Annotated in this window: 17 protein-coding genes; 8 read left to right on the top strand and 9 right to left on the bottom strand. The window is 54.8% G+C overall.

Features of this window, described 5'->3' with window-relative positions; all coding sequences use genetic code 11:
• Positions 1 to 12: 12 nt before the first annotated feature.
• Together rstB and rstA are read right to left on the bottom strand one after the other, a co-directional pair.
• On the bottom strand, positions 13 to 1,323 hold the full coding sequence (gene rstB, locus K5Y32_RS05940; protein ID WP_222182191.1) for a two-component system sensor histidine kinase RstB: 1,311 nt from the start codon (positions 1,321 to 1,323) through the stop codon (positions 13 to 15).
• On the bottom strand, positions 1,320 to 2,045 hold the full coding sequence (gene rstA, locus K5Y32_RS05935; RefSeq protein WP_101764317.1) for a two-component system response regulator RstA: 726 nt from the start codon (positions 2,043 to 2,045) through the stop codon (positions 1,320 to 1,322). Before rstA ends, rstB begins: the two co-directional genes overlap by 4 nt.
• A gap of 176 nt (positions 2,046 to 2,221) precedes the next feature.
• Here rstA and K5Y32_RS05930 point away from each other — a divergent pair, with 176 nt between their 5' ends.
• The gene (locus K5Y32_RS05930) at positions 2,222 to 2,635 is read left to right on the top strand and encodes a hypothetical protein (RefSeq protein ID WP_222182189.1); all 414 of its coding nucleotides are present in this window, start codon (positions 2,222 to 2,224) and stop codon (positions 2,633 to 2,635) included.
• Here K5Y32_RS05930 and K5Y32_RS05925 read toward each other — a convergent pair.
• On the bottom strand, positions 2,632 to 4,023 hold the full coding sequence (locus K5Y32_RS05925; protein WP_192233953.1) for an amino acid permease: 1,392 nt from the start codon (positions 4,021 to 4,023) through the stop codon (positions 2,632 to 2,634). The two genes, K5Y32_RS05930 and K5Y32_RS05925, sit on opposite strands and share 4 nt — an antisense overlap.
• A 225-nt stretch (positions 4,024 to 4,248) precedes the next feature.
• A complete protein-coding gene (gene ydgH / locus K5Y32_RS05920) occupies positions 4,249 to 5,205 on the bottom strand; it encodes a DUF1471 family protein YdgH (RefSeq protein ID WP_222182186.1) in 957 nt (318 codons plus the stop codon).
• A 539-nt stretch (positions 5,206 to 5,744) separates the two neighbouring features.
• On the opposite strand from ydgH, the gene pntA reads away from it, so the two are divergent.
• On the top strand, positions 5,745 to 7,274 hold the full coding sequence (pntA, locus tag K5Y32_RS05915; RefSeq protein ID WP_101764319.1) for a Re/Si-specific NAD(P)(+) transhydrogenase subunit alpha: 1,530 nt from the start codon (positions 5,745 to 5,747) through the stop codon (positions 7,272 to 7,274).
• A gap of 11 nt (positions 7,275 to 7,285) precedes the next feature.
• Positions 7,286 to 8,674, top strand: a complete 1,389-nt coding sequence (gene pntB, locus K5Y32_RS05910) for a Re/Si-specific NAD(P)(+) transhydrogenase subunit beta (protein ID WP_101764320.1) — start codon at positions 7,286 to 7,288, stop codon at positions 8,672 to 8,674.
• 79 nt (positions 8,675 to 8,753) lie between these two features.
• Here pntB and uspE read toward each other — a convergent pair whose 3' ends face one another.
• Both uspE and K5Y32_RS05900 read right to left on the bottom strand, forming a co-directional pair.
• Positions 8,754 to 9,710: a universal stress protein UspE gene (gene uspE / locus K5Y32_RS05905; protein WP_222182185.1), complete on the bottom strand. Its 957-nt coding sequence runs from the start codon at positions 9,708 to 9,710 to the stop codon at positions 8,754 to 8,756.
• A gap of 118 nt (positions 9,711 to 9,828) precedes the next feature.
• Positions 9,829 to 10,581 carry an FNR family transcription factor gene (locus tag K5Y32_RS05900; RefSeq protein ID WP_008106391.1) on the bottom strand — a complete coding sequence of 251 codons (753 nt, stop codon included), beginning with the start codon at positions 10,579 to 10,581 and terminating at the stop codon, positions 9,829 to 9,831.
• Between the two features lie 296 nt (positions 10,582 to 10,877).
• Between K5Y32_RS05900 and smrA the strand changes: the two genes are divergently transcribed.
• Positions 10,878 to 11,444, top strand: coding sequence for a DNA endonuclease SmrA (gene smrA / locus K5Y32_RS05895; protein ID WP_137385845.1), 567 nt, complete (start codon positions 10,878 to 10,880; stop codon positions 11,442 to 11,444).
• Here smrA and K5Y32_RS05890 read toward each other — a convergent pair.
• Positions 11,441 to 12,361, bottom strand: a complete 921-nt coding sequence (locus tag K5Y32_RS05890) for a LysR substrate-binding domain-containing protein (protein WP_101764323.1) — start codon at positions 12,359 to 12,361, stop codon at positions 11,441 to 11,443. The two genes, smrA and K5Y32_RS05890, sit on opposite strands and share 4 nt — an antisense overlap.
• Before the next feature lie 322 nt (positions 12,362 to 12,683).
• Here K5Y32_RS05890 and K5Y32_RS05885 point away from each other — a divergent pair, with 322 nt between their 5' ends.
• Both K5Y32_RS05885 and K5Y32_RS05880 read left to right on the top strand, forming a co-directional pair.
• Positions 12,684 to 14,018, top strand: coding sequence for an aromatic acid/H+ symport family MFS transporter (locus tag K5Y32_RS05885; protein ID WP_222182183.1), 1,335 nt, complete (start codon positions 12,684 to 12,686; stop codon positions 14,016 to 14,018).
• A gap of 88 nt (positions 14,019 to 14,106) precedes the next feature.
• Positions 14,107 to 15,444, top strand: a complete 1,338-nt coding sequence (locus K5Y32_RS05880; protein WP_222182181.1) for a VOC family protein — start codon at positions 14,107 to 14,109, stop codon at positions 15,442 to 15,444.
• Between the two features lie 54 nt (positions 15,445 to 15,498).
• Here K5Y32_RS05880 and K5Y32_RS05875 read toward each other — a convergent pair whose 3' ends face one another.
• Positions 15,499 to 15,933, bottom strand: a complete 435-nt coding sequence (locus K5Y32_RS05875; protein WP_222182179.1) for a DoxX family protein — start codon at positions 15,931 to 15,933, stop codon at positions 15,499 to 15,501.
• Positions 15,934 to 16,125: 192 nt separating this feature from the next.
• Between K5Y32_RS05875 and K5Y32_RS05870 the strand changes: the two genes are divergently transcribed.
• Together K5Y32_RS05870 and K5Y32_RS05865 are read left to right on the top strand one after the other, a co-directional pair.
• Positions 16,126 to 17,643: a carboxylesterase/lipase family protein gene (locus tag K5Y32_RS05870; protein WP_222182177.1), complete on the top strand. Its 1,518-nt coding sequence runs from the start codon at positions 16,126 to 16,128 to the stop codon at positions 17,641 to 17,643.
• A 213-nt stretch (positions 17,644 to 17,856) separates the two neighbouring features.
• Positions 17,857 to 19,524, top strand: coding sequence for a methyl-accepting chemotaxis protein (locus K5Y32_RS05865; RefSeq protein WP_222182175.1), 1,668 nt, complete (start codon positions 17,857 to 17,859; stop codon positions 19,522 to 19,524).
• Here K5Y32_RS05865 and K5Y32_RS05860 read toward each other — a convergent pair.
• Positions 19,521 to 20,363, bottom strand: a complete 843-nt coding sequence (locus K5Y32_RS05860; protein ID WP_222182173.1) for a LysR substrate-binding domain-containing protein — start codon at positions 20,361 to 20,363, stop codon at positions 19,521 to 19,523. The two genes, K5Y32_RS05865 and K5Y32_RS05860, sit on opposite strands and share 4 nt — an antisense overlap.
• Positions 20,364 to 20,459 lie beyond the last annotated feature (96 nt).

Below are 20,459 nucleotides of genomic sequence, written 5' to 3'. Positions count from 1 at the left end.
GTAAAAAGCTCCTTATGACGGTAAGCGTGGCGCAATGTCCCGCAAGGGTAGATCAACCGGCCAGCAAAAGCGAACGCTGGCGCCGCCAAGCGGGCTGCTCTCAATCGAGACATTTCCCTGCATGGCCAGCGCAATGGAGTGCACGATCGCCAGACCCAAACCACAACCGCCGGTGGCGCGATCGCGGCTTGGATCGAGGCGTACAAAAGGTTCGAACACGCGGGCGCGCTCTTCCTGCGGAATGCCCGGACCGTCGTCTTCCACCTGCAAACAGCCCAACGCGCCATCAAACCATAAGCTGACGCGCAGGCGCTGTTGCGCATAGCGCAGGGCGTTATTCACCAGATTATCCAGCACACGCTCCATAAGGCGCGTATCAGCGCTGCCGACGTTCTCCAGCTGCGGGATATCCAGCGCAATCTGCGTCTGCGGATTCATGGTTTGCACGTCTTCAATATGTACACGCAGCCAATGCGCCAGATCGAAGGATTGCAGATGAAGATCAACGCGCGGACGATCGAGGCGCGCATACGTCAGCAACTCCTCAATCAAACTCTCCAGCTGGCCCACATCGCGGTTCAGCGCGGCGGATTCCGAAGCGGTGAGGTTATCGCTCATCTCCAGCCGGTAGCGCAGTCGCACCAGCGGCGTACGCAACTCGTGTGCGATGCCGTCAATCAGTTGTTTCTTACTGGCAACCAGCGTGTTGATGTTCTCCGCCATCTGATTAAACGCCACGCCAAGACTGTGCAGGCTAGAGGTGCTTTCAAAATGGGTGCGCACGTCGAGTTCGCCACGGCCAAAACGCTGCGCGGCTTTCTCTAGCCGCTGCATCTCTTGCCAGTGCGGACGCAGCCAGATAAACACCGGCAGCGCCAGCGACATACCAATAAACGCCAGCAGCGCGATATCCAGAATGCGCATCTGATGCAGATAGAAAAGGTAAGGAATCGGGCCGACGGAAAGCACGTAATGGCTGCGCGGAATATGCTGTAAGAAGGTGTACTGATCGTCAATCGCCACGATTTCCCCGGCGCGCAGGCGCTTCATGTCTGCATCACCCAGCTGATATTTGCTCATCGGTTCAATATTCAGATCAAACGACAGGTCAAGATCGAGGCTGCGAATGGTTTTGCTCCAGTCGCGCGGTGGGATCTCGCGCAGTTCGCTGCGCATCAAAAAAAGCGAGCTGGCCATCAAGTCGTTCATCGACTGGCGTCCGGCGCGTTCGGCGGTGAATTTGTATACCAGCCCAACCAGCAGCGTCATCACCAGAAAACAGACGAACAGCAGCAAATAGAACTGAATAAAGAGCTTTCTCATGCGGAACGGGTATCCCAGGCCTGCGGCGCGAACAGATAGCCTTTGTTACGGATGGTTTTGATGCGGAATGGCTCGGTGGCGCTGTCGTAGAGTTTTTTGCGTAAGCGAGAAATTGCCACGTCGATGCTGCGATCCATGCCATCGTAGGTCACGCCGCGCAGGGTTTTCAGCAGCGCATCGCGATTGAGGATCTGTCCGGCGTGATTCGCCAGTTCCCACAGCAGATCGAAATCGGCGGTGGATAGCACAATATTCTCCTCAAACAGCGTCACCTGGCGATTGAGCGAGTCGATGGTCAGGGAACCAAAACGCAGCACGCGTTGTGAGCTTTGTAGGGCGGGCGTCACTTCCGGCTGACCGGCATGCGCCTGACGCAGATGCAAACGCAGGCGCGCCAGCAACACCGCCGGCGGCGTGGTTTTGAGGATGTAATCGTTAGCGCCCATCTCCAGCGACAGAATGTGGTTCATGTCGCTGTCAAGCGAAGTGAGCAAGACAATCGGACCTTGCCAGCTAGCACGCAGATCGCGGCACAGTGTCATGCCATCTTTGCCGGGTAACATGATATCCAGCATCACTAAATCGGGATCGTGCAGGGCGATGGTGGCTTCGGCGCGGTCACCGCGCGTTTCAACAATAACTTCAATATCGTGGCGGCCAAGATAAGCGGCGATCAGTTCGCCTACTTCTGGCTCATCTTCCACATAGACGATTTTGTTCATAATTCACTGTGACGGATGAGAATCTCAGCAGCATAGCTTTTCCTGGTCCTGAGCTCTACGCTATCGCACGAAATATCCCTGCGTGACTGGTATGTATACCGTGAAATGTGCCATCATTAGCGGCGCGTTGTCGCGCAAGGTTCGGAACCGTAACGAAAAACAGGAGGAGTGCGAGAGTGTCTGATAAAGAGCTGGCTTCAGCCGGATACAGTGATCGCATCTGCTTCAATTACAGTGATTTTCTCTCCGCTTCCTGCAAAAAACGCTGGAGTTTTGTTGATGCCATTTATGGCGTGATGCCTATTTTTGGCATGGTGACGCGTAAATCGGCGCACAACCTTCAGGCCAGCGACGATCATCTGAAAGAATTAGCATTACAAATCATTTCAACGCAGGTGAGCGACGAGATTAACATCGCGCGTTTGATCACCCTGGCCGAACAACAACATATCAGCCGCTTTGATATTCAGCTGCCGTATCCGCTGTCAACCGAGCAGCTTGACGCTATTCATCAGGAATACCGTAAGCCGCTCAATCTGTCACAGCAGGATGACCTGCTGTGCGTTTCCATTCCGGTTCAGCCGCACTAATTCGTTAGCTGCCACAACGCGGGCAGTGACGCCGCAATCAACAACACAATCGCGATACGCTCCAGCTGTGACAACACCTTGTCGCCACGGCCGCCGCGTCGTGCAAACAGGAACAGCAGCAATCCAGGCGCATAGAGCACAACAGAGAGCAGCAGATGCAAAGGACCCGACGCATACAGCAGCCAAATGCCATACGCGCTGGCACCGACGCCGGTAAACATCGCCCAGGGTTTGTTCTGCCCGCGCACCACCTTAATCAGATACAGACCCACCAGCAGATAGGGCACCAAAATCATTTCTGAAGCGATGGTCAGCAGCGTGTTGTAATCCGCACCGGTTAAGGCGATCAAAATCAGGCAAACCTGTACGCTGCCGTTGGTCAGCCATAACGACGCCGAAGGGGAGTTGTGGCGGTTCTGACGCGCGATGCTGCGCGGGAAGGCACCTTGTTGTGCGGCGAGGAACGGCACTTCAGCGGCCATAATCGTCCAGCTCAGATAAGCGCCGCACACTGAAATAATCAATCCGACCGCAATCACCGCATCGCCCCAGTGACCGAGCAAATGCTTCATCAAACCCGCCATAGAAGGATTGCGCATCTGCGCCAGCTCGGCACGCGGAATCACGCCTAACGACAGCAGCGTAACCAGCAAGTAGACCAGTAGCGCGGCCAGCACCGCCATCAGCGTGGCGCGTCCGACATCCTGTTTATTACGCGCACGCGCAGAAACCACCACCGCGCCTTCCACTCCAATAAATACCCACAAGGTGATCAGCATGGTTTGCTTCACCTGCTGCCACAGCGGCTGACCGAGTTCCACGCCGCTGAAATCAAAGCGGAAGCGATCGTAGTTGAATGCCAGCAGCGCCAGCACCACAAACAGCAACAGCGGCACCAGTTTTCCCAAGGTCGCCAGCACATTAATGCTGGCCGCAGTTTGCACGCCGCGCAGCACCAGACAATGCACCAGCCACAGCAGCACCGACGCGCCGAGCATCGCCTGCCACGTATTGCCATCACCAAACACCACGCGATCCGGCGTGTCGGTAAAGAAACTCAGCGCCGAGAAGACAATCACCAGATAAGAGACGTTGGCGATTACCGCGCACAGCCAATATCCCCACGCCGAGCAGAAGCCCATCAGCTCGCCAAATCCGGCGCGCGCATAGGTAAAGATGCCGCCATCCAACTCTGGTTTCAGCCGCGTCAGCAACAGCATGGCGAGCGACAGGAAGATGATGCCAACGCCGGTGATGAGCCAGCCGATCAGCAGCGCCGCCGGGCCGGCAACCGCTGCCATATTTTGCGGCAGGCTGAACACGCCAGCGCCCAGCATAGAGCTGAGTACCAACGCGGTGAGCGCACTAAGACCTAATTTTTTATCCAAAACGCCCATCCTAAACAGCAGAGTATGCTGGGTGGTGACGATTCCGCTGGAGTGTCGCGTGGCAATGAGCCAACTTTGAAACGGAATCCCCCTAAAAACAGGCGGCAGATTTTACGGAGTGCAAACGGGGAAGGCAATGCAAGACTATGCAAATCTGCGCACAGATTATGCAGTTAGTATGAAGGAGATTTTGAAAAGGGCGGCGGACGCCGCCCTTAATCGCTATTACTTGAACAGATCGGCGGTGACGGTCAGGTTGCCGCCGCTCTGGTTCTGCCATTGACGCGTGATGTGGTAGTACTTAGCGCCTTTTTCCACTGCGCGTTTGCCAACCGCTTCCGAGATTTCGGTTGGGGTACCAAAGTGATCGGAGAAGGTGATGGTGTCAAACGGCTGCATCTGCGCAGCAGTAATCGCATTCACTTCCTGCACGCTACGGCCATCGGCAGTTTTCACCGTGTAACGTTGGCCGGTTGAGCTTTGCGTTTCGAAGAAACGACCAACGTTGCGGCTTGGGGTATCCGAAGAGGCCACGCCAGGAATGGCCACTTTAGTGGCGGCGGTGCCACCAGCGGCCAGTGCTGCTTTACCGGCTTCAGAATCTGCTGGGATTGAATCAGAGGTGTTCTGTACTTTACGCTCTGGCGCATCAGCCCTGTAAACATACGCGGTCACGAACTGGTTGCCGCCGTTGTTCGCATCAACCTGACGCACGATAAAGAACGATGCCGCACCTTTATTTTTGGCTGCCTTGGCAATCGCTTCATTAACATCTGGCTGGCTGGAGAAGAAGCCATTTACCGATACGGTGTCATACGGCTCAAGGCGATAGGCTTCTGCTTTCGGCAGCTCTTTCACGCCTAAGAAGGTGCGATATTTAGTGGAGTCATCCGCTTTCGGTGCGTTAGCTTTATACAAATCAGCCGTTACGCGCCAGTTACCGCCGTTGCCGTTGCTATCATTAATACCCTGAACATAGAAAGAGTCAGCGCCTTTGGCATCGGCTTGTTTGGAGATGGCATCAGTTGCATCGCCAATCGCATTGAAACGGCCGCTGATATTAATACGTTCGAATGGTTTCAACGCGGCCGCTTGCTCTGGCGTTAACTCTTTAGCAGCAAACGCATTCGCTGCCAGCAGTGATAACAAGGTTGACGCCAGAATGGTGTTCTTCAGCTTCATAAAAATGATCCTTCGCCTTACGCAAAATGAGTACGAAAACGTGCTGGACTCTTGATGTATAACAGATTAGCCGTTGATTATTGCATGTAATAATCGGCCTGTCTCAGCCAATTTAAGCGCATAACATTGACAATCTCTGCCGTTTATTCATCGACCTGTCATTGACTTCTGTTACGGCTCTTTTTTGCACAGATAACCACTTATTCTGGTAACACTTAGTACCATAATAGTTAACGCATTGTTAATTAAAGGTTTTTAAAAACACTTAATTCGACATGACACGATTTTGCGCAGCAGAATATTTTTTAATAAACACCAAATGCAGTGGCAAAACATGGCATTCAATCTTTGTGTCTGAATATTTGTGTGAATGTCATAAGTGGGCGTTATCGCTGTGGATCACTCTTCATATTTTCAGTAGGTTATAAAGACTTTGTTACATTGTGCATTTTGCTCATAAAAAGCTGAAACACTGTTTCGGCTTTTGAGCTTTTTGCCACTTACAGAACCTCATCCTTTAATTGTTGAAAGGAAACAGTATGTTAATTGGGATACCCAAAGAACGGTTAGCCAACGAGTCGCGCGTGGCCGCCACGCCAAAGACCGTTGAGCAACTAATCAAGCTGGGATTTAGCGTCACCGTTGAACAGAGCGCAGGACTTCGCGCCAGCTTTGATGATGAAAGCTTTATCGCCGTCGGCGCCACTATTACTAACACTCACGATGTGTGGCAATCGGACATCGTTTTGAAAGTGAATGCGCCGGACGATCAGGAGATTGAACTGACGCGCGCCGGTAGCACGTTGGTGAGCTTTATCTGGCCTGCGCAGAATCCCGCGCTGTTAGAAAAGCTGGCAGCACGCAACGTCACTGTGATGGCTATGGATTCGGTGCCGCGAATTTCTCGTGCGCAGGCGCTGGATGCGTTGAGCTCAATGGCGAACATCGCGGGTTATCGCGCCATCGTTGAAGCCGCTCATGAATTCGGCCGCTTCTTCACCGGTCAAATCACCGCTGCCGGTAAAGTGCCGCCAGCCAAAGTGATGGTGATCGGTGCGGGCGTCGCGGGATTAGCGGCCATCGGTGCGGCAGGCAGTTTAGGTGCCATCGTGCGTGCGTTCGATACGCGTCCGGAAGTGAAAGAGCAGGTGCAGAGTATGGGCGCCGAGTTCCTTGAGCTGGACTTTGAAGAGGAAGCAGGCAGCGGCGATGGTTATGCCAAAGTGATGTCTGAAGCCTTTATTAAGGCAGAGATGGAGCTGTTTGCCGCGCAGGCGAAAGAAGTGGACATTATCGTCACCACCGCGTTGATTCCTGGCCGTCCGGCCCCGAAGCTGATTACTGCCGAGATGGTTGCCAGCATGAAACCAGGCAGCGTAATCGTCGATCTGGCTGCGCAAACCGGCGGTAACTGCGAATTGACGGTGGCCGATCAGGTGACCTTAACCCCTAACGGCGTGAAGATCATCGGTTACACCGATTTGCCAAGTCGCCTGCCAACCCAATCCTCACAGCTTTACGGTACCAACCTTGTCAACCTGCTGAAACTGCTGTGCAAAGAGAAAAACGGCGAAATTACCGTGGATTTCGACGACGTGGTGGTGCGCGGGGTGACGGTGATTCGTGATGGCGAAGTGACATGGCCAGCGCCGCCGATTCAGGTTTCCGCAGCGCCGAAAGCGCAACCCGCCGCACAGCCGCTGCCGAAGGCAGAAGCCAAACCGGTTTCACCATGGCGCAAGTATCTGCTGCTGGCGCTGGCGGTAGTGCTGTTTGCCTGCCTGGCCAACGTCGCGCCGCCGGACTTCCTCTCGCACTTCACCGTGTTCGCGCTCTCTTGCGTGGTCGGCTATTACGTAGTGTGGAACGTGAGTCACGCATTGCACACGCCGTTGATGGCCGTTACCAACGCCATTTCCGGCATTATTGTGGTGGGTGCGGTGCTGCAGATGGGCCACGGCGGTTGGGTAACGATTCTTTCGTTTATCGCCGTACTGATCGCCAGCATCAATATCTTCGGTGGTTTCACCGTCACCCAGCGCATGCTGAAAATGTTTCGTAAGAATTAAGGGGTAGCAACATGTCTGGCGGATTAGTTACTGCAGCATATATTGTTGCCGCGATTCTGTTTATTTGCAGCCTTGCCGGTCTCTCGAAACACGAGACCTCAAAGCAGGGTAATATTTTTGGTATGAGCGGCATGGCGATTGCGCTACTCGCCACCATTTTTGGCCCGAACACCGGGAACGTGGCCTGGATTCTGCTGGCGATGGTGATCGGTGGTGCGATTGGTTTGCGTCTGGCGAAGAAAGTCGAAATGACCGAAATGCCGGAACTGGTTGCCATTCTGCACAGCTTCGTGGGTTTGGCGGCGGTGTTGGTGGGGTTCAACAGCTACATCGATCACGCTCCGGGCCTCGCGCCGGTGATGGAAAATATCCATCTGACCGAAGTGTTCCTCGGCATCTTCATCGGTGCGGTGACCTTTACCGGCTCACTGGTGGCGTTTGGCAAACTGCGCGGCAAGATTTCCTCTTCAGCGCTGATGCTGCCACATCGTCATAAAATGAACCTCGCGGCGTTGGTGGTTTCCTTCCTGCTGATGCTGTGGTTCGTACAAACTGATAGCACCGGTGCGCAGGTGTTTGCGCTGCTGCTGATGACCGTCATTGCGCTGGTGTTTGGCTGGCATCTGGTGGCGTCAATTGGTGGCGCGGATATGCCGGTTGTGGTCTCAATGCTGAACTCTTACTCCGGTTGGGCGGCGGCGGCGGCAGGCTTCATGCTGAGCAATGATTTGCTGATCGTTACCGGTGCGCTGGTCGGTTCTTCCGGTGCCATCCTCTCTTACATCATGTGTAAAGCGATGAACCGCTCCTTTATTAGCGTGATCGCCGGTGGTTTTGGTACCGACGTAAGCGTGGGCGGCGAGAGCGATGAAGTGGGCGAGCATCGTGAAATTACGGCGGAAGAGACGGCAGAAATGCTGAAAGCCTCTTCTTCTGTAGTGATCACGCCGGGTTATGGCATGGCGGTGGCGCAGGCGCAGTATCCGGTAGCGGAGATTACCGAAAAGCTACGCGCGCGCGGTATCAAAGTTCGCTTTGGTATTCACCCGGTTGCCGGTCGTTTGCCTGGTCACATGAACGTACTGCTGGCGGAAGCGAAAGTACCATACGATGTGGTGCTGGAAATGGATGAGATTAACGATGACTTCAGCGATACCGATACCGTTTTGGTTATCGGCGCGAATGACACCGTTAACCCAGCCGCACTGGAAGATCCGCGCAGTCCAATCGCTGGCATGCCGGTGCTGGAAGTGTGGAAAGCGCAGAACGTGATTGTGTTTAAACGCTCGATGAGCACCGGATACGCAGGCGTACAGAATCCGCTGTTCTTTAAAGACAATACGCAGATGCTGTTTGGCGATGCGAAAGCGAGCGTGGAAGGCATTCTGCGCGCGCTGTAAAAAAAGCAGGGCGGTGATGTGATTCACCGCCCTGAGTAGAAATAAGTAGGGCGGCCATTGCGAGCCGCCCTTTTTTTAATCAATCGTCTTCATCTTCTTCGTCATCGTAATCAATCGGCGATTTGAAATCGTCTGGCTTGATCGCCAGCAAATCACAACGCAGATGATCAATCACCTGTTCCGCAGTGTTACCCAGGAACGCGGCTGACAAACCGGTACGGCCGATGGTGCCGAGCACCACAATGCCGGCGTCCAGATGCGAGGCAATATCCGGAATCACTTCCTCGGGCAAACCTTTCGCCACGTGGGTGAACTCTTCACTGATGGAGAATTTTTGACGCAGCGCTTTCATCGCCACTAAATGCTGGCCGCGAATCGCGTCGTTATAGACGCTGGGATCAAAGTCGGGCAGTTCGATAGCAATGTTGATCGGTGTGATGGGATAAGCGCCAACCAAATGCACTTCGGTGTGATTCACCATCTCGGCAAGCAGCGTGGTTTCACGAATCAGCTTCTGATTCAGCTCATCATGATGCGGCTCTTCGCTGGCTAAGTTGACCGCTACCACCGCTTTGCCGCCTTCAGGCCACGCCTGATCTTTCACCATCCACACCGGACATGGACATTTACGCAGCAGATGCCAATCCGTCGGCGTAAATATTACCGCTTCGAGGCGATCGTGCTGGTGCGCCATTTTCAACACTAAATCATGCTGATGTGCCAGAATTTCCTGGATGATGGCTTCATAGGGACGGTTATGCCAAACCACTTTGATTTCAATTTCAACGCCAGCCTCAATATATGCTTGGGCCTGTTGGCGGATCCATTCGGTACGTTGACTGATCACCCCTTTGCGCATATTGGAGCGCTCGTCGGGCGACAGCAGCGTGGTCATTTCATATGAGAAGTCGTAAATAGGCAGGAAAGCTTTGATTTTTCCGCCAATACGTTGATTGAGATAAACCGCACGACGCAGCGCGGGCTGATCGTCCTGCTGGGCATCAATAGCCACCAGAATATTTTGGTACCGGGACATAAGCCGATCTCCTAAAACCAAAGCAAGTTGGGTTAAAGATAGCCTAAGTTTGGACAGGGCAGAAGCGGAAAAGTTGTTGCCGGATCAATAAAATAACTTTTATCAACCCGGCACAGAATCACGCGGCTTGTTCAGTCTGGCCAGCTAATTCTGCCAGCAGAGCGTGGTTCTCAATGGTGATATATTTGCCTTTTACGGCCAGCATGCCACTTTTCTGGAAGCGACCCAGCAGACGACTGATGGTTTCTACGGTTAGTCCCAGATAGTTACCAATGTCGCCACGCGTCATGGTCAAACGGAATTCACGCTGTGAGAAGCCGCGCTGACCGAAACGACGCGACAGATTCCAGACAAATGCCGCCAAACGCTCTTCGGCATTTTTCTTCGACAGCAGCAGAATCATATCCTGATCGCCTTTGATTTCACCGCTCATCAAACGCATCATTTGCTGACGCAGCGCCGGCATTTTACCGGAGAGGTCGTCGAGCGTTTCAAACGGGATTTCGCACACCATCGCGGTCTCCAGCGCTTGCGCAAAGCTTGGATGTTTGGCACCAACAATGGCGTCAAAACCCACCAAATCGCCTGCCAAATGGAAGCCAGTAATTTGCTCGTCGCCTTGTTCAGTGATGGTGTAGCTTTTGATAGTGCCGGAGCGGATTGCGTAGAGAGATTTCAGTTCATCACCGGCTTTGAACAGCGTCTGGCCTTTTTGAATCGGCTTTTTGCGCTCAATGATGTTATCCAGCTGATCCAATTCGTGCTCGTTCAGCGTGAAGGGAATACACAATTGGCTGATACTGCAATCCTGACAATGGATGGCACAACCGCCAGACTGAATACGTCGAATGCTGCGTTTTTCCTGGATCATATAGTTACGCTCGATGATTATTGACTGCGGTCAATTTTAACATTTTTCTAAGCGAAGGGAACTCATCCGAGCAGTAAATGTCCTTAAAACCCCACAAATGTCAGGTATTACGCGGTTTGCGCTGGTCTGACTGAAGCGCATTTATTGATCTGGAACGTTTTGTTGCCAGGTTTACAACTAAAGCGCGCTTATTACAGCGCAAAAAGTGACAGATGTTTTGCCCATAATCCTTTGCTACTCTTTTGCTTTAGCGTCGAATTGAACGCGCAGGCAAACACCAGGCGAGAGGAAACACCATGAACCTTGATGATGAAGACCTTTTCCGTGATGCCATGGGTGATGTGACACCATTAAAAAATTGCGCTAATACCCAATGGCTGCGCGCACCTTCGCCTAAAGCGCCGCGTGCGCCGCAGGAAAGTGACGAGCAGGAAAATTTCCTCACGCGTGGCTATCTCGACATCGTTCCGCTGACCACACCGCTGGAATTCAAAGTTGAAGGCGTACAGCAAGGCGTGCTGGATAAGCTGCGACTGGGCAAATATCCGCCTGAAGCCAGCCTTAATCTGTTGCGTCAGCCGGTGGAAACCTGTCGTCAGGCGCTGTTCAGCTTTATGCAGCAGGCCAATAAACATGGGTTGCGCAATCTATTGATTATTCATGGCAAAGGGCGTGACGATGAGTCGCACGCCAATATCGTGCGCAGCTATGTGGCGCGATGGTTGCCGGAGTTTGCAGAAGTGCAGACCTTTTGTACGGCGCAGCCGAAAGATGGTGGGGCGGGCGCGCTCTATGTCGGTTTACGAAAAACCGAACAGGCGCGCCTTGAGAACCGTGAGCGTCATGCAAAACACAGTCGCTAGCTGTGGAATTTGCGGATGGTCGCCATCAACACTTCGGCGCTCAGGCTTAATGGACTGCCGCTGCGTGTAATAATGCCCACCGGTTCGCCTGGCCCTGGCGAGGCAATCGGTAGCGCGCACAACGCATCGTGATTTAAATCTTCTTTGATGGCGCCAGAAGGCACAAACCACACATAGTCGTAACGCAATGCCAGCTGTCGCGCCAGCGATGTCGATGAGGTTTCGACGCAGTTTGCTGGCAAGGTACAACCTTGCTCATTCAGCATATGCTGCGCGATACGGCGCGGTGCGGTGCCTTCCGGCGAAATCACTACTGGCCACTGCATCGCGCGCGACAGCATAACGTTCTCGCTTAATAGCGGATGATCGGGGCGCACCACCAGTTTAAGTGATTCCAGAAACAGCAATTCATAAGTGAGTCCGGCCATCATATCGCTGTCCGCCATACGACCAATCCCGACATCAAACTCACCGGCACGTAAACCGGCCAACAACACGTTGTTATGCAATGTCGCAACCTGCACCGTGGTGTTAGGTTGCTGTTCATGGAAGCGATCGAGGATTTGCGGCAGCATGCCCATCGCCGCAGTCGTCAGCGCGCCGAGTCGAATCACCACCGGTCGGCCCGGCTGCGGCGCGTTGAAGCTTTGCCCGGCATGATTGAGGGCATCCAGCACTTTCACCGCATGAACCAGAAACTGTTCGCCCAGCGTGGTGAGCTGCGCGCCGAGTCGTCCGCGCTCAAACAGTCGCGCGCCCGCTAACTCTTCCAGCTCATTCAGTGTTTTCGATAAAGCGGGCTGGCTCAGATTGAGCGTTTCAGCGGCACGACCGAGCGTGCCTTGCTGCGCCACCGCCACAAAGGTATGTAAATGACGCAAGCGAATGCGCTGATTGAAAAGGATATTTTTGTCCATACGCCCAACATAATGAGTTATGCCGAGGAGCAGCAATGAGGAAACGTTAATTATGTTAACTTGCCTGCAAATTTATATTAACAAAAACACCGCTATGCAAGCTTCGCCGCTAACCTGATGTATTTATGAGTAAAGCTGAAAAAGACACTTTTTGCAGCCTATTCACGCGTTTTAAAATCAACAACATACACCGATAAAAGTTGAATAATTCTCAGTTACATTCAAAAAGAGTGCCTGTTATTGTTAACGATGAGCTATGATAAGCGCCGTTTTTTTTACTAAAACTGATGCCCTAAACGGTTAAAAGTGCAGGAGTCGTTACGTGACCAGCATTGAAGCAGTAGACGTTCGCCAGCTTATCAATAAGAGTGCGCTTAGCAGCTGGCAGAAGCGCTTAATCGCGCTGTGCTTCGTGGTAGTGGCGCTGGACGGCATGGACATTGCGCTGATGGGCTTTATTGCGCCCACGCTGAAAGCCAGTTGGGGCGTCACGAATCATCAACTCGGCATGGTGATCAGCGCGGCGCTGATTGGTCTGGCATTGGGGGCGATGGTCGCTGGACCGCTGGCCGATCGCTATGGTCGCCGCGTGATGATCCTCATCAGCGTGCTGTTTTTCGGTCTGTGGACGCTGGCCACGGCGATGGCGCAGAACATCGAACAGATGATGCTGTTCCGCTTTCTCACCGGCTTAGGGCTTGGGGCCGCGATGCCCAACGTGGGCACGCTGGTGGCCGAATACGCGCCCGAACGTCGCCGCTCATTTATTATTACCGTGGTGTTCTGTGGCTTTACCTTTGGTGCCGCGACGGGAGGCTTTGCCGCTTCGTGGCTGCTGCCGCGCTATGACTGGCACTCCGTTATGCTGATGGGCGGCGTGCTGCCGCTGCTGGTGCTGCCTTTTTTAGTGCGCGGCTTACCGGAATCGGTACGTTTTCTGATTAGCCGTCGCGCGCCTGCCGCACGTATTCACGCCATCCTCGAAAGTATGCTGCCCGGCAGCGTGCAGCCGGATAGCCATTATCAAAGCACTGAGCTGCCGACCGCGCGTAAAGGCTCGGTGGCGACCGTGGTGTCGCGCCGCTATCTGTTCGGCAGTTTGATGTTGTGGGGCGGCTACTTTATGGGGCTGTTCCTCGTTTACCTGATTGGCAGCTGGATGCCCTCATTGATCAGCACGCTCGGCATGTCGGTGACGGAAGCGGCGATTGTCACGGCGATGTATCAGGCTGGCGGAACCCTTGGCTCGCTGTTTGCGGGTTGGTTGATGGACCGCATCAACGCCAATCTGGCGCTGGCGGTGATCTATTTCTGCGGTGGCATTGCCATTGTGGCGCTGGGTTTTTCACCCGCGCAGGTCGGCTTAATGAGCGCCATCGCTTTCTGCAGCGGCTTCTGTTTTAACGGCGCCAACACCGGCATGAATGCGCTCTCCGCCAGTTATTACCCAACTCACGCGCGTGCCACCGGCTCCAGCTGGATGCACGGCATAGGGCGCATCGGCGCCATCATTAGCGCCTTTGTCGGTGCCGAGTTGTTAACGCTTGGCTGGACGTTCAGTCAGATCTTCCTGCTGCTGGCGATTCCCGCCGTGTTAACCACCATCATGCTGGTGCTGAAATGTCGCTTTGGTGACCAGTCAAACCTCATCGAGTGACAAGGCGATCACAGTTCCACGAAATTGTTACCCGCCGCTAAAGGGTTGATCTACAGTAGCAACAACCCGTTAGCCCAAGGTGATGATGATGCCAAACTTTCTCAGCAGCGATGCCATCCGCACGCTGTTCTCTCAGGCAATGTCGACCCTGTATCAGCAGGAAGTGCCGCAATACGGCACGCTGACGCAGTTGGTCACCGCTGTTAATGAACGTACGCTGGAAGCCAATCCCGAGTTAAAAAACCGCTTGTCGGCCGCCGATGAACTGAGTCGCCTGAGCGTCGAGCGTCACGGTGCGATTCGCGTCGGAAAGGCTGATGAACTCAGCACGTTGCGCCAGATGTTCGCCGTGATGGGCATGGAAGCGGTGGGGTATTACGACCTGTCGCAAGCCGGTGTGCCGGTGCACTCCACGGCGTTTCGTCCGGTCAGCGATCGCGCGTTGCGCCATAATCCATTCCGCGTTTTCACTTCGTTGCTGCGTCTGGAACTGATTGATGATGCGGCGCTGCGCGAGAAGGCCGCTGCAATTCTCGCCGCGCGCGATATCTTTACGCCCGGTTGCCGCGCGTTGATCGCTAAGCATCAGCAGCAGGGCGGTTTGAACGCCGCGGATGCCGCCACTTTCGTGCAGGAAGCGCTGGAAACCTTCCGCTGGCATGCGCATACCACCGTAGACAGCGCCACTTATTGCGCACTGAGCCAGCAGCATCGTCTGATTGCCGATGTGGTGTGTTTCCGTGGTTGCCACATCAACCATTTGACGCCGCGCACGCTGGATATTGATCGGGTGCAAGCGCTGATGCCTTCACGCGGCATCGATCCCAAAACCCTGATTGAAGGCCCGCCGCAGCGTAAAGTACCGATTCTGCTGCGCCAGACCAGCTTCAAAGCGCTGGAAGAAGCGGTGCACTTTAACGATGGTACGCCGGGCACGCACACCGCGCGCTTTGGTGAGATCGAACAGCGCGGCGCGGCGCTCACCCCGAAAGGACGCGAACTTTACGATCGTCTGCTGGCCGAAGCCGGTACCGGCAGCGATAACCAGCATCACCAGCAACATCTAAGTGAAGTGTTTGGTGATTTCCCCGACGACGAAGAGTCTTTGCGCGAGCAGCAGCTGGCGTGGTTCCGCTATCGCCTGACCGAAAAAGGCGAGCATTTGCCGCCACGCGCGGGCGAAAGCGTGACGCAGTTGCTGGCTGAAGAGCGTTTGAGTGCCGAACCGATCGTTTACGAGGATTTCCTGCCGGTCAGTGCCGCGGGGATTTTCCAGTCGAATTTGGGCGACGTGGCGCAAACACGCAGCGCGGGTAATGCCAGCCGAGCGGATTTTGAAAGCGCGTTAGGTTGCGTGGTGCAGGATGAAATGGCGTTGTATCAGCAGATGCAGCAGCGCAGTCTGGAACGCTGTGGCGTAGCCTGAGGAGAAATGTTACAGCCGGTCTGAAATTCAGCAGACCGGCTGCTTTTCTTGTGGTTATTGCAAGCGCGAATCACGCACCAGCGTGTACTTCCCGGCACCCAAAAACATAATGGCGAGCGCACCCAGCAGGTAAAGCGCTTCTGTCTCCAGCGCCCACGCACCGACGTCGGTGCGGTGCCAGACAGCGCCCATTTTTACCAGCAGTGTCGCAACAATCATGTTCACCGCAATGACGAACGCCGCAGGGCGCGTCAAAAATCCGATGATCACCATTACAGGTGCCGCTATTTCCCCGATGTAAGCACCGTAAGCGATGAAACCTGGCATTCCTTTGACGGCGAGCATGTGCGCAATCCAACCCACGCCATGCACCACTTTGAACGCCCCATGAAACAGCAGCAATCCGCCAAACGTCAGGCGCAAAAGCAGTTTGCCAAGGTCCGGGTGATCGCACATCCGGTTGAACATTTGATTAATGCCACCAAACATGGTGTTTCTCCGTCGCGCCAGGTTAACTTGCAACCTTAAAACAAATGGCCTCGATGGGGTTAGCCAAAATATTTGATGGAGTTGTTCAAAGAATCGCGCCGCGTTTCGGCTTAATCTGCAAATGCTTTCAGAACATGGACATTCGTCCAAGGCCTGCAAATAATGGAACGATGCATTATCAGGGAACCCGAGATGAATAATGAACGACGTCTGAGGATCATGACCGCAGAAGGGGAACTCAGAGGCCTGATGGACGAAGATCTTTTTGTCTTTAAAGGAATACCGTACGCAGCTGCACCTACTGGCGCTTTACGCTGGCGACCGCCGCAGCCGGTCCAGCCGTGGCAAGCGGTGCGTGATGCGACCGAATGGGGCGCAGCAAGCTGGCAAAATCGTGACTATTGCGTGGCCGCTGGCGGTGGCGATCCCGGTCGCTTTAGTGAGGATTGTCTCTACCTGAATATCTGGACGCCGGATGTTGAGCCTTCGCGGCCGTTGCCGGTAATGGTCTGGTTGCATGGCGGGGGATTTTCCATCGGCGCCGGTAATCTTGATCCTTATCGCGGTAAAGCGCTGGCGGCGCAAGGTGTGGTGGTGGTAACGCTTAACTACCGACTCGGTCACTTCGGTTTTTTCTCTCATCCGGCGCTGGATGCGCAATACCCCGACGGGCGCGTAATCAACAACTTTGCCTTACTCGATCAAATTGCTGCTTTGCAGTGGATTCAGCGCAACATTCCTGCCTTTGGCGGCGATCGTCATAATGTGACGCTGTTTGGTGAATCCTCCGGTGCGCGTAGTGTGTTATCGCTGTGCTGCTCGCCGCTCTCCGAGGCGCTATTTCACAAAGGCATCGTACAAAGCGCCTACAGCTTGCCCGACATCCCGCAAAAGCAGGCACAACAGATCGGTTTACAGGTCGCGGCGCATTTTGCGTTACCCGAAGATGCCAGCGCCGAGCAGCTGCGCGAGCTACCGGCCGAACAATTCTGGCCGTTAGAACGCCCGCTGGCGCTCGGCCCGGTGCCCATCAGCGGCGATGCGGTACTGCCGAAACCGATGTTAACCACGTTTATCTCCGGCAAGCAGAATCGCATTCCGTTAATGATCGGCAGCAACAGCGATGAAGCCAGCGTACTGGACTATTTTGGCGTGGATGCCACGGCAGTATTGCGACAGATGCGCAGCAAAAACCGCATCAGTTATCGCCTGATGAAGTGGCTGTACGACATTCATGATGATGCGCTGCTGGGACGTGCGGTGGCGCGCGATATGGCGTTCACGGTGTTACCGTTAATCATCGCTCAGGCGCAGCACAATATCGGCCTGCCCGCATGGCGTTACTGGTTCGATTACGTCTCCGAAAACGCGCGCGATCTCTACCCGCACGGCACCTGGCACGGCAACGAAATTCCCTATGTCTTTAACACGCTGGATACGCTAGCGCCGCCAGCGGAACGCAGCTACAGCGAGCAGGATAAAGCGTTCGCCTCCACAGTCAGCGCTTATTGGGTCACCTTCGCGCGTGAAGCCAGCGAGTTTAGCTCGCACTTAGCGGGTGAAGTAGATTGGCCAGCCTGGCGACCGGGCGACGATCTGACGCTGGCGCTGGGCGAACAGGGCAAAGCCCAGGCGGTGGTGAAGGCGCGCTTTATGCGTGGACGGCTGCGTTTGTTCCGTTTGATGATGCGCAGCCACGTTAAGCTTTAATGAGCGTGCTAATGGTGTAATCTGGCAAATCAATTTATAAGGCAAATTTTCGCCTATCTTGCTGATAAATCTTAAAAGCGCATATTCCTCACCCGCGTCAGTAAGCAATTAATTAGCTTACAAAACCGTTACATTTTCCCGATCCGATGCCGATAAACGCAATATGCCCGATTTTATCGGGCCTCCTTCGCGTTTCACACCAAGGGATTATGTATGGGTATCTTAAAAAATTTCACCATCCGCGCCGTATTGCTCACCATTCTTGGGCTGTTTTGCCTGCTGTGGTGTGCCGTTGGGCTGTTTAGCGTCCACTCACTGAACGCCCTCGGCGAGGGCAACGAGATTGACCGCCAGCTGGTCAATCAAATGACGATTTTAAGCAAAGGAAATGATCAATATTTTCGTGTCGTTACGCGTCTGTCTCGCGTGATGGAAGGCCGCGCCTCCGGCAGCGCAGTCGGTGCTGATGCTTTTACCCCGGTGCAACAAGCGCTCGACAATATGAAAACGCTGCTGGCGCAGTTTAAAACCATGGCGCCGGGTCCGATGGATGCGGAGACCGCTAATAGCGTCATCGCCAACTGGCAAAAACTGCTCGATGAAGGCATCGCACCGCAGGTTTCGTTGGCGCAGCAGGGCACGCTTGAAGCCTATCGTGCGCAAGCCAATAACGTCACGCCGCCGCTTAGTCGTGCGTTTGGTGCCAGCGCGGAAGCTTTCAATAAAGCCGCAGGCAGCAAACTGGATGAGACGCGCGTCACCGTCGATAAGCTCACCAGCATCACTAAAGTCATTATTCTGGTGGCGGTGGTGATTGGCTTGTTTATCTTGCTGTTTACCGATCGCTATCTGGTGGCGATGCTGGTGAAACCACTGGAGCGTATCCGTAACCATTTCACGATTATTGCGCAGGGCGACCTCAGCCAGCCGGTGGAAGATTTTGGCCGTAACTGCGTCGGCAAGCTGGTGCCGCTGCTGCGTGCCATGCAGGACAGCCTGCGCGAAGCGGTAAGCGCGATTCGCAGCGGCACTGAAAACATCTATCGCGGCGCAGCGGAGATCTCCTCTGGCAACAACGATCTCTCATCGCGCACCGAAGAGCAGGCGGCCGCGCTGGAGCAAACCGCGGCCAGCATGGAGCAGTTAACCGCTACCGTGAAGTTCAACGCCGACAACGCGCGACAGGCCAGTTCGCTGGCCGAAACCGCTACCGGTACCGCGCAGCAGGGCGGACGGTTGGTAGGCGAAGTGGTTACCACCATGCAAGGCATCTCAGGCAGCTCGAAGAAGATCGCTGAGATCACGAGCGTGATTAACAGTATCGCTTTCCAGACCAACATCCTGGCGCTAAACGCCGCGGTAGAAGCCGCACGCGCCGGTGAACAGGGCCGCGGTTTTGCCGTGGTGGCCAGTGAAGTGCGCAATCTGGCACAGCGCAGCGCCGGTGCGGCGAAAGAGATCGCCACATTGATCGAAGATTCCGTGCAGCGCGTGGAAAAAGGGTCGGCGCTGGTGAGCAGCGCGGGCAGCACCATGCACGACATTCTTAAGTCGGTGCAGGATGTAAATGAAATCATGAAGCACATCGCTGCGGCGTCAGAAGAGCAGAGCAAAGGGATTTCGCAGGTCGGTACCGCCGTCACCGAGATGGACAGCGTCACTCAGCAGAACGCCTCGCTGGTTGAGGAAGTTTCTGCCGCTGCCAGTGCGCTGGAGCGCCAGACGCAGGAGCTGCAGGCCTCGGTGGCGAAATTCCGTCTGTCGGACAGCGCGCCTGTGAACAAGGCCGTGGTATCGCCAACCGCGCTGCGTCGGCCGGTGTTGACCGGCGCAGGCCTTGCACAGCCGAAATCAGCCTCTGACGAATGGGTCTCGTTCTAAACCTCAGATAACCACGCCACCAGTTCCGGCAGGAACGGTGGCGCATCTTTTTCCGCCCGCTGTAACAGGCTGTAGCTTGCGCCGGTCGCCACACTGGTGGCAAACGGCGCAATCAGTCGTCCATTCACCACATCGTTCTGCACCAAGGTGACATCCGCCACCGTGACGCCAAATCCCTGAATCGCAGCGCTGATCGCGAGATCCATGGTGGCGAAATGCTGATTGCGCGCCATTGGCAACGCAGCATCCAGCCCGGCCAGCCAAAGTTGCCAGTCGCGTGAATCCGGCGTGGGATGCAGAAAAGTAAACTTCGCCAGTTCGCCAATCTGCGTGGGCGGCGTGACGCTGCTGGCCATCACCGGCGTCAAACGCTCCTCAAACAGGCAAATCGAACCGGCTGGCGACGGGCCAAACACAATCGCCGCGTCAAAATTATCGAGCTGCGAGCCATGATCGAGCGTGGTGGTCAACGCCACATGAATATCTGGCCGCTGCTGTTCCAGCGCCACCAGACGCGGCACCAGCCAGCGCATGGCGCAGGTGGGCGCTTTCAGGCGAATCGAGGCGTTGATGCGGCTGGCTTTTTCTGTGGCATTCACCAGCATGGCGAAACCTTGCTGCAATTCCGGCAGCAGCGCGGCACCTTGTTCGGTGAGATGTAGACCACGGGCGTGGCGGGTAAACAGCGCGAAGCCCAGCCAACTCTCCAGCGTGGCGATTTTACGGCTCACCGCGCCTTGGGTGATGCACAGCTCGCTGGCGGCACGCGTCAAATTGAGATGGCGCGCGGTGACCAGAAACGCGTGGATGGCATTGAGCGGCAGAGCAGAGCGGGACATAACAACCTCAAGCTATGATTTTTAATCATGGCTATTATGACAACAATTCGCTTGTCGACTCAAGCCGCACACTGTTGAATAGAAATCTACTTTCGA

This window comes from Pantoea sp. DY-15 (genome assembly GCF_019795935.1).
In the GTDB taxonomy this organism is placed as follows: Bacteria; Pseudomonadota; Gammaproteobacteria; order Enterobacterales; family Enterobacteriaceae; genus Pantoea; species Pantoea leporis.
Note: the sequence above shows the minus strand (reverse complement) of the source record. Positions and strands in the feature narration are given on the sequence as shown.

Coding starts and splice junctions, on each gene's coding strand:
- uspE (WP_222182185.1), bottom strand. CDS start 9,710: ATGTCCCGGTACCAAAATATTCTGGTGGCTATTGATGCCCAGCAGGAC.
- K5Y32_RS05865 (WP_222182175.1), top strand. CDS start 17,857: ATGGGTATCTTAAAAAATTTCACCATCCGCGCCGTATTGCTCACCATT.
- pntA (WP_101764319.1), top strand. CDS start 5,745: ATGTTAATTGGGATACCCAAAGAACGGTTAGCCAACGAGTCGCGCGTG.
- K5Y32_RS05875 (WP_222182179.1), bottom strand. CDS start 15,933: ATGTTTGGTGGCATTAATCAAATGTTCAACCGGATGTGCGATCACCCG.
- K5Y32_RS05880 (WP_222182181.1), top strand. CDS start 14,107: ATGCCAAACTTTCTCAGCAGCGATGCCATCCGCACGCTGTTCTCTCAG.
- rstB (WP_222182191.1), bottom strand. CDS start 1,323: ATGAGAAAGCTCTTTATTCAGTTCTATTTGCTGCTGTTCGTCTGTTTT.
- pntB (WP_101764320.1), top strand. CDS start 7,286: ATGTCTGGCGGATTAGTTACTGCAGCATATATTGTTGCCGCGATTCTG.
- smrA (WP_137385845.1), top strand. CDS start 10,878: ATGAACCTTGATGATGAAGACCTTTTCCGTGATGCCATGGGTGATGTG.
- K5Y32_RS05860 (WP_222182173.1), bottom strand. CDS start 20,363: ATGTCCCGCTCTGCTCTGCCGCTCAATGCCATCCACGCGTTTCTGGTC.
- ydgH (WP_222182186.1), bottom strand. CDS start 5,205: ATGAAGCTGAAGAACACCATTCTGGCGTCAACCTTGTTATCACTGCTG.
- K5Y32_RS05890 (WP_101764323.1), bottom strand. CDS start 12,361: ATGGACAAAAATATCCTTTTCAATCAGCGCATTCGCTTGCGTCATTTA.
- K5Y32_RS05870 (WP_222182177.1), top strand. CDS start 16,126: ATGAATAATGAACGACGTCTGAGGATCATGACCGCAGAAGGGGAACTC.
- K5Y32_RS05900 (WP_008106391.1), bottom strand. CDS start 10,581: ATGATCCAGGAAAAACGCAGCATTCGACGTATTCAGTCTGGCGGTTGT.
- rstA (WP_101764317.1), bottom strand. CDS start 2,045: ATGAACAAAATCGTCTATGTGGAAGATGAGCCAGAAGTAGGCGAACTG.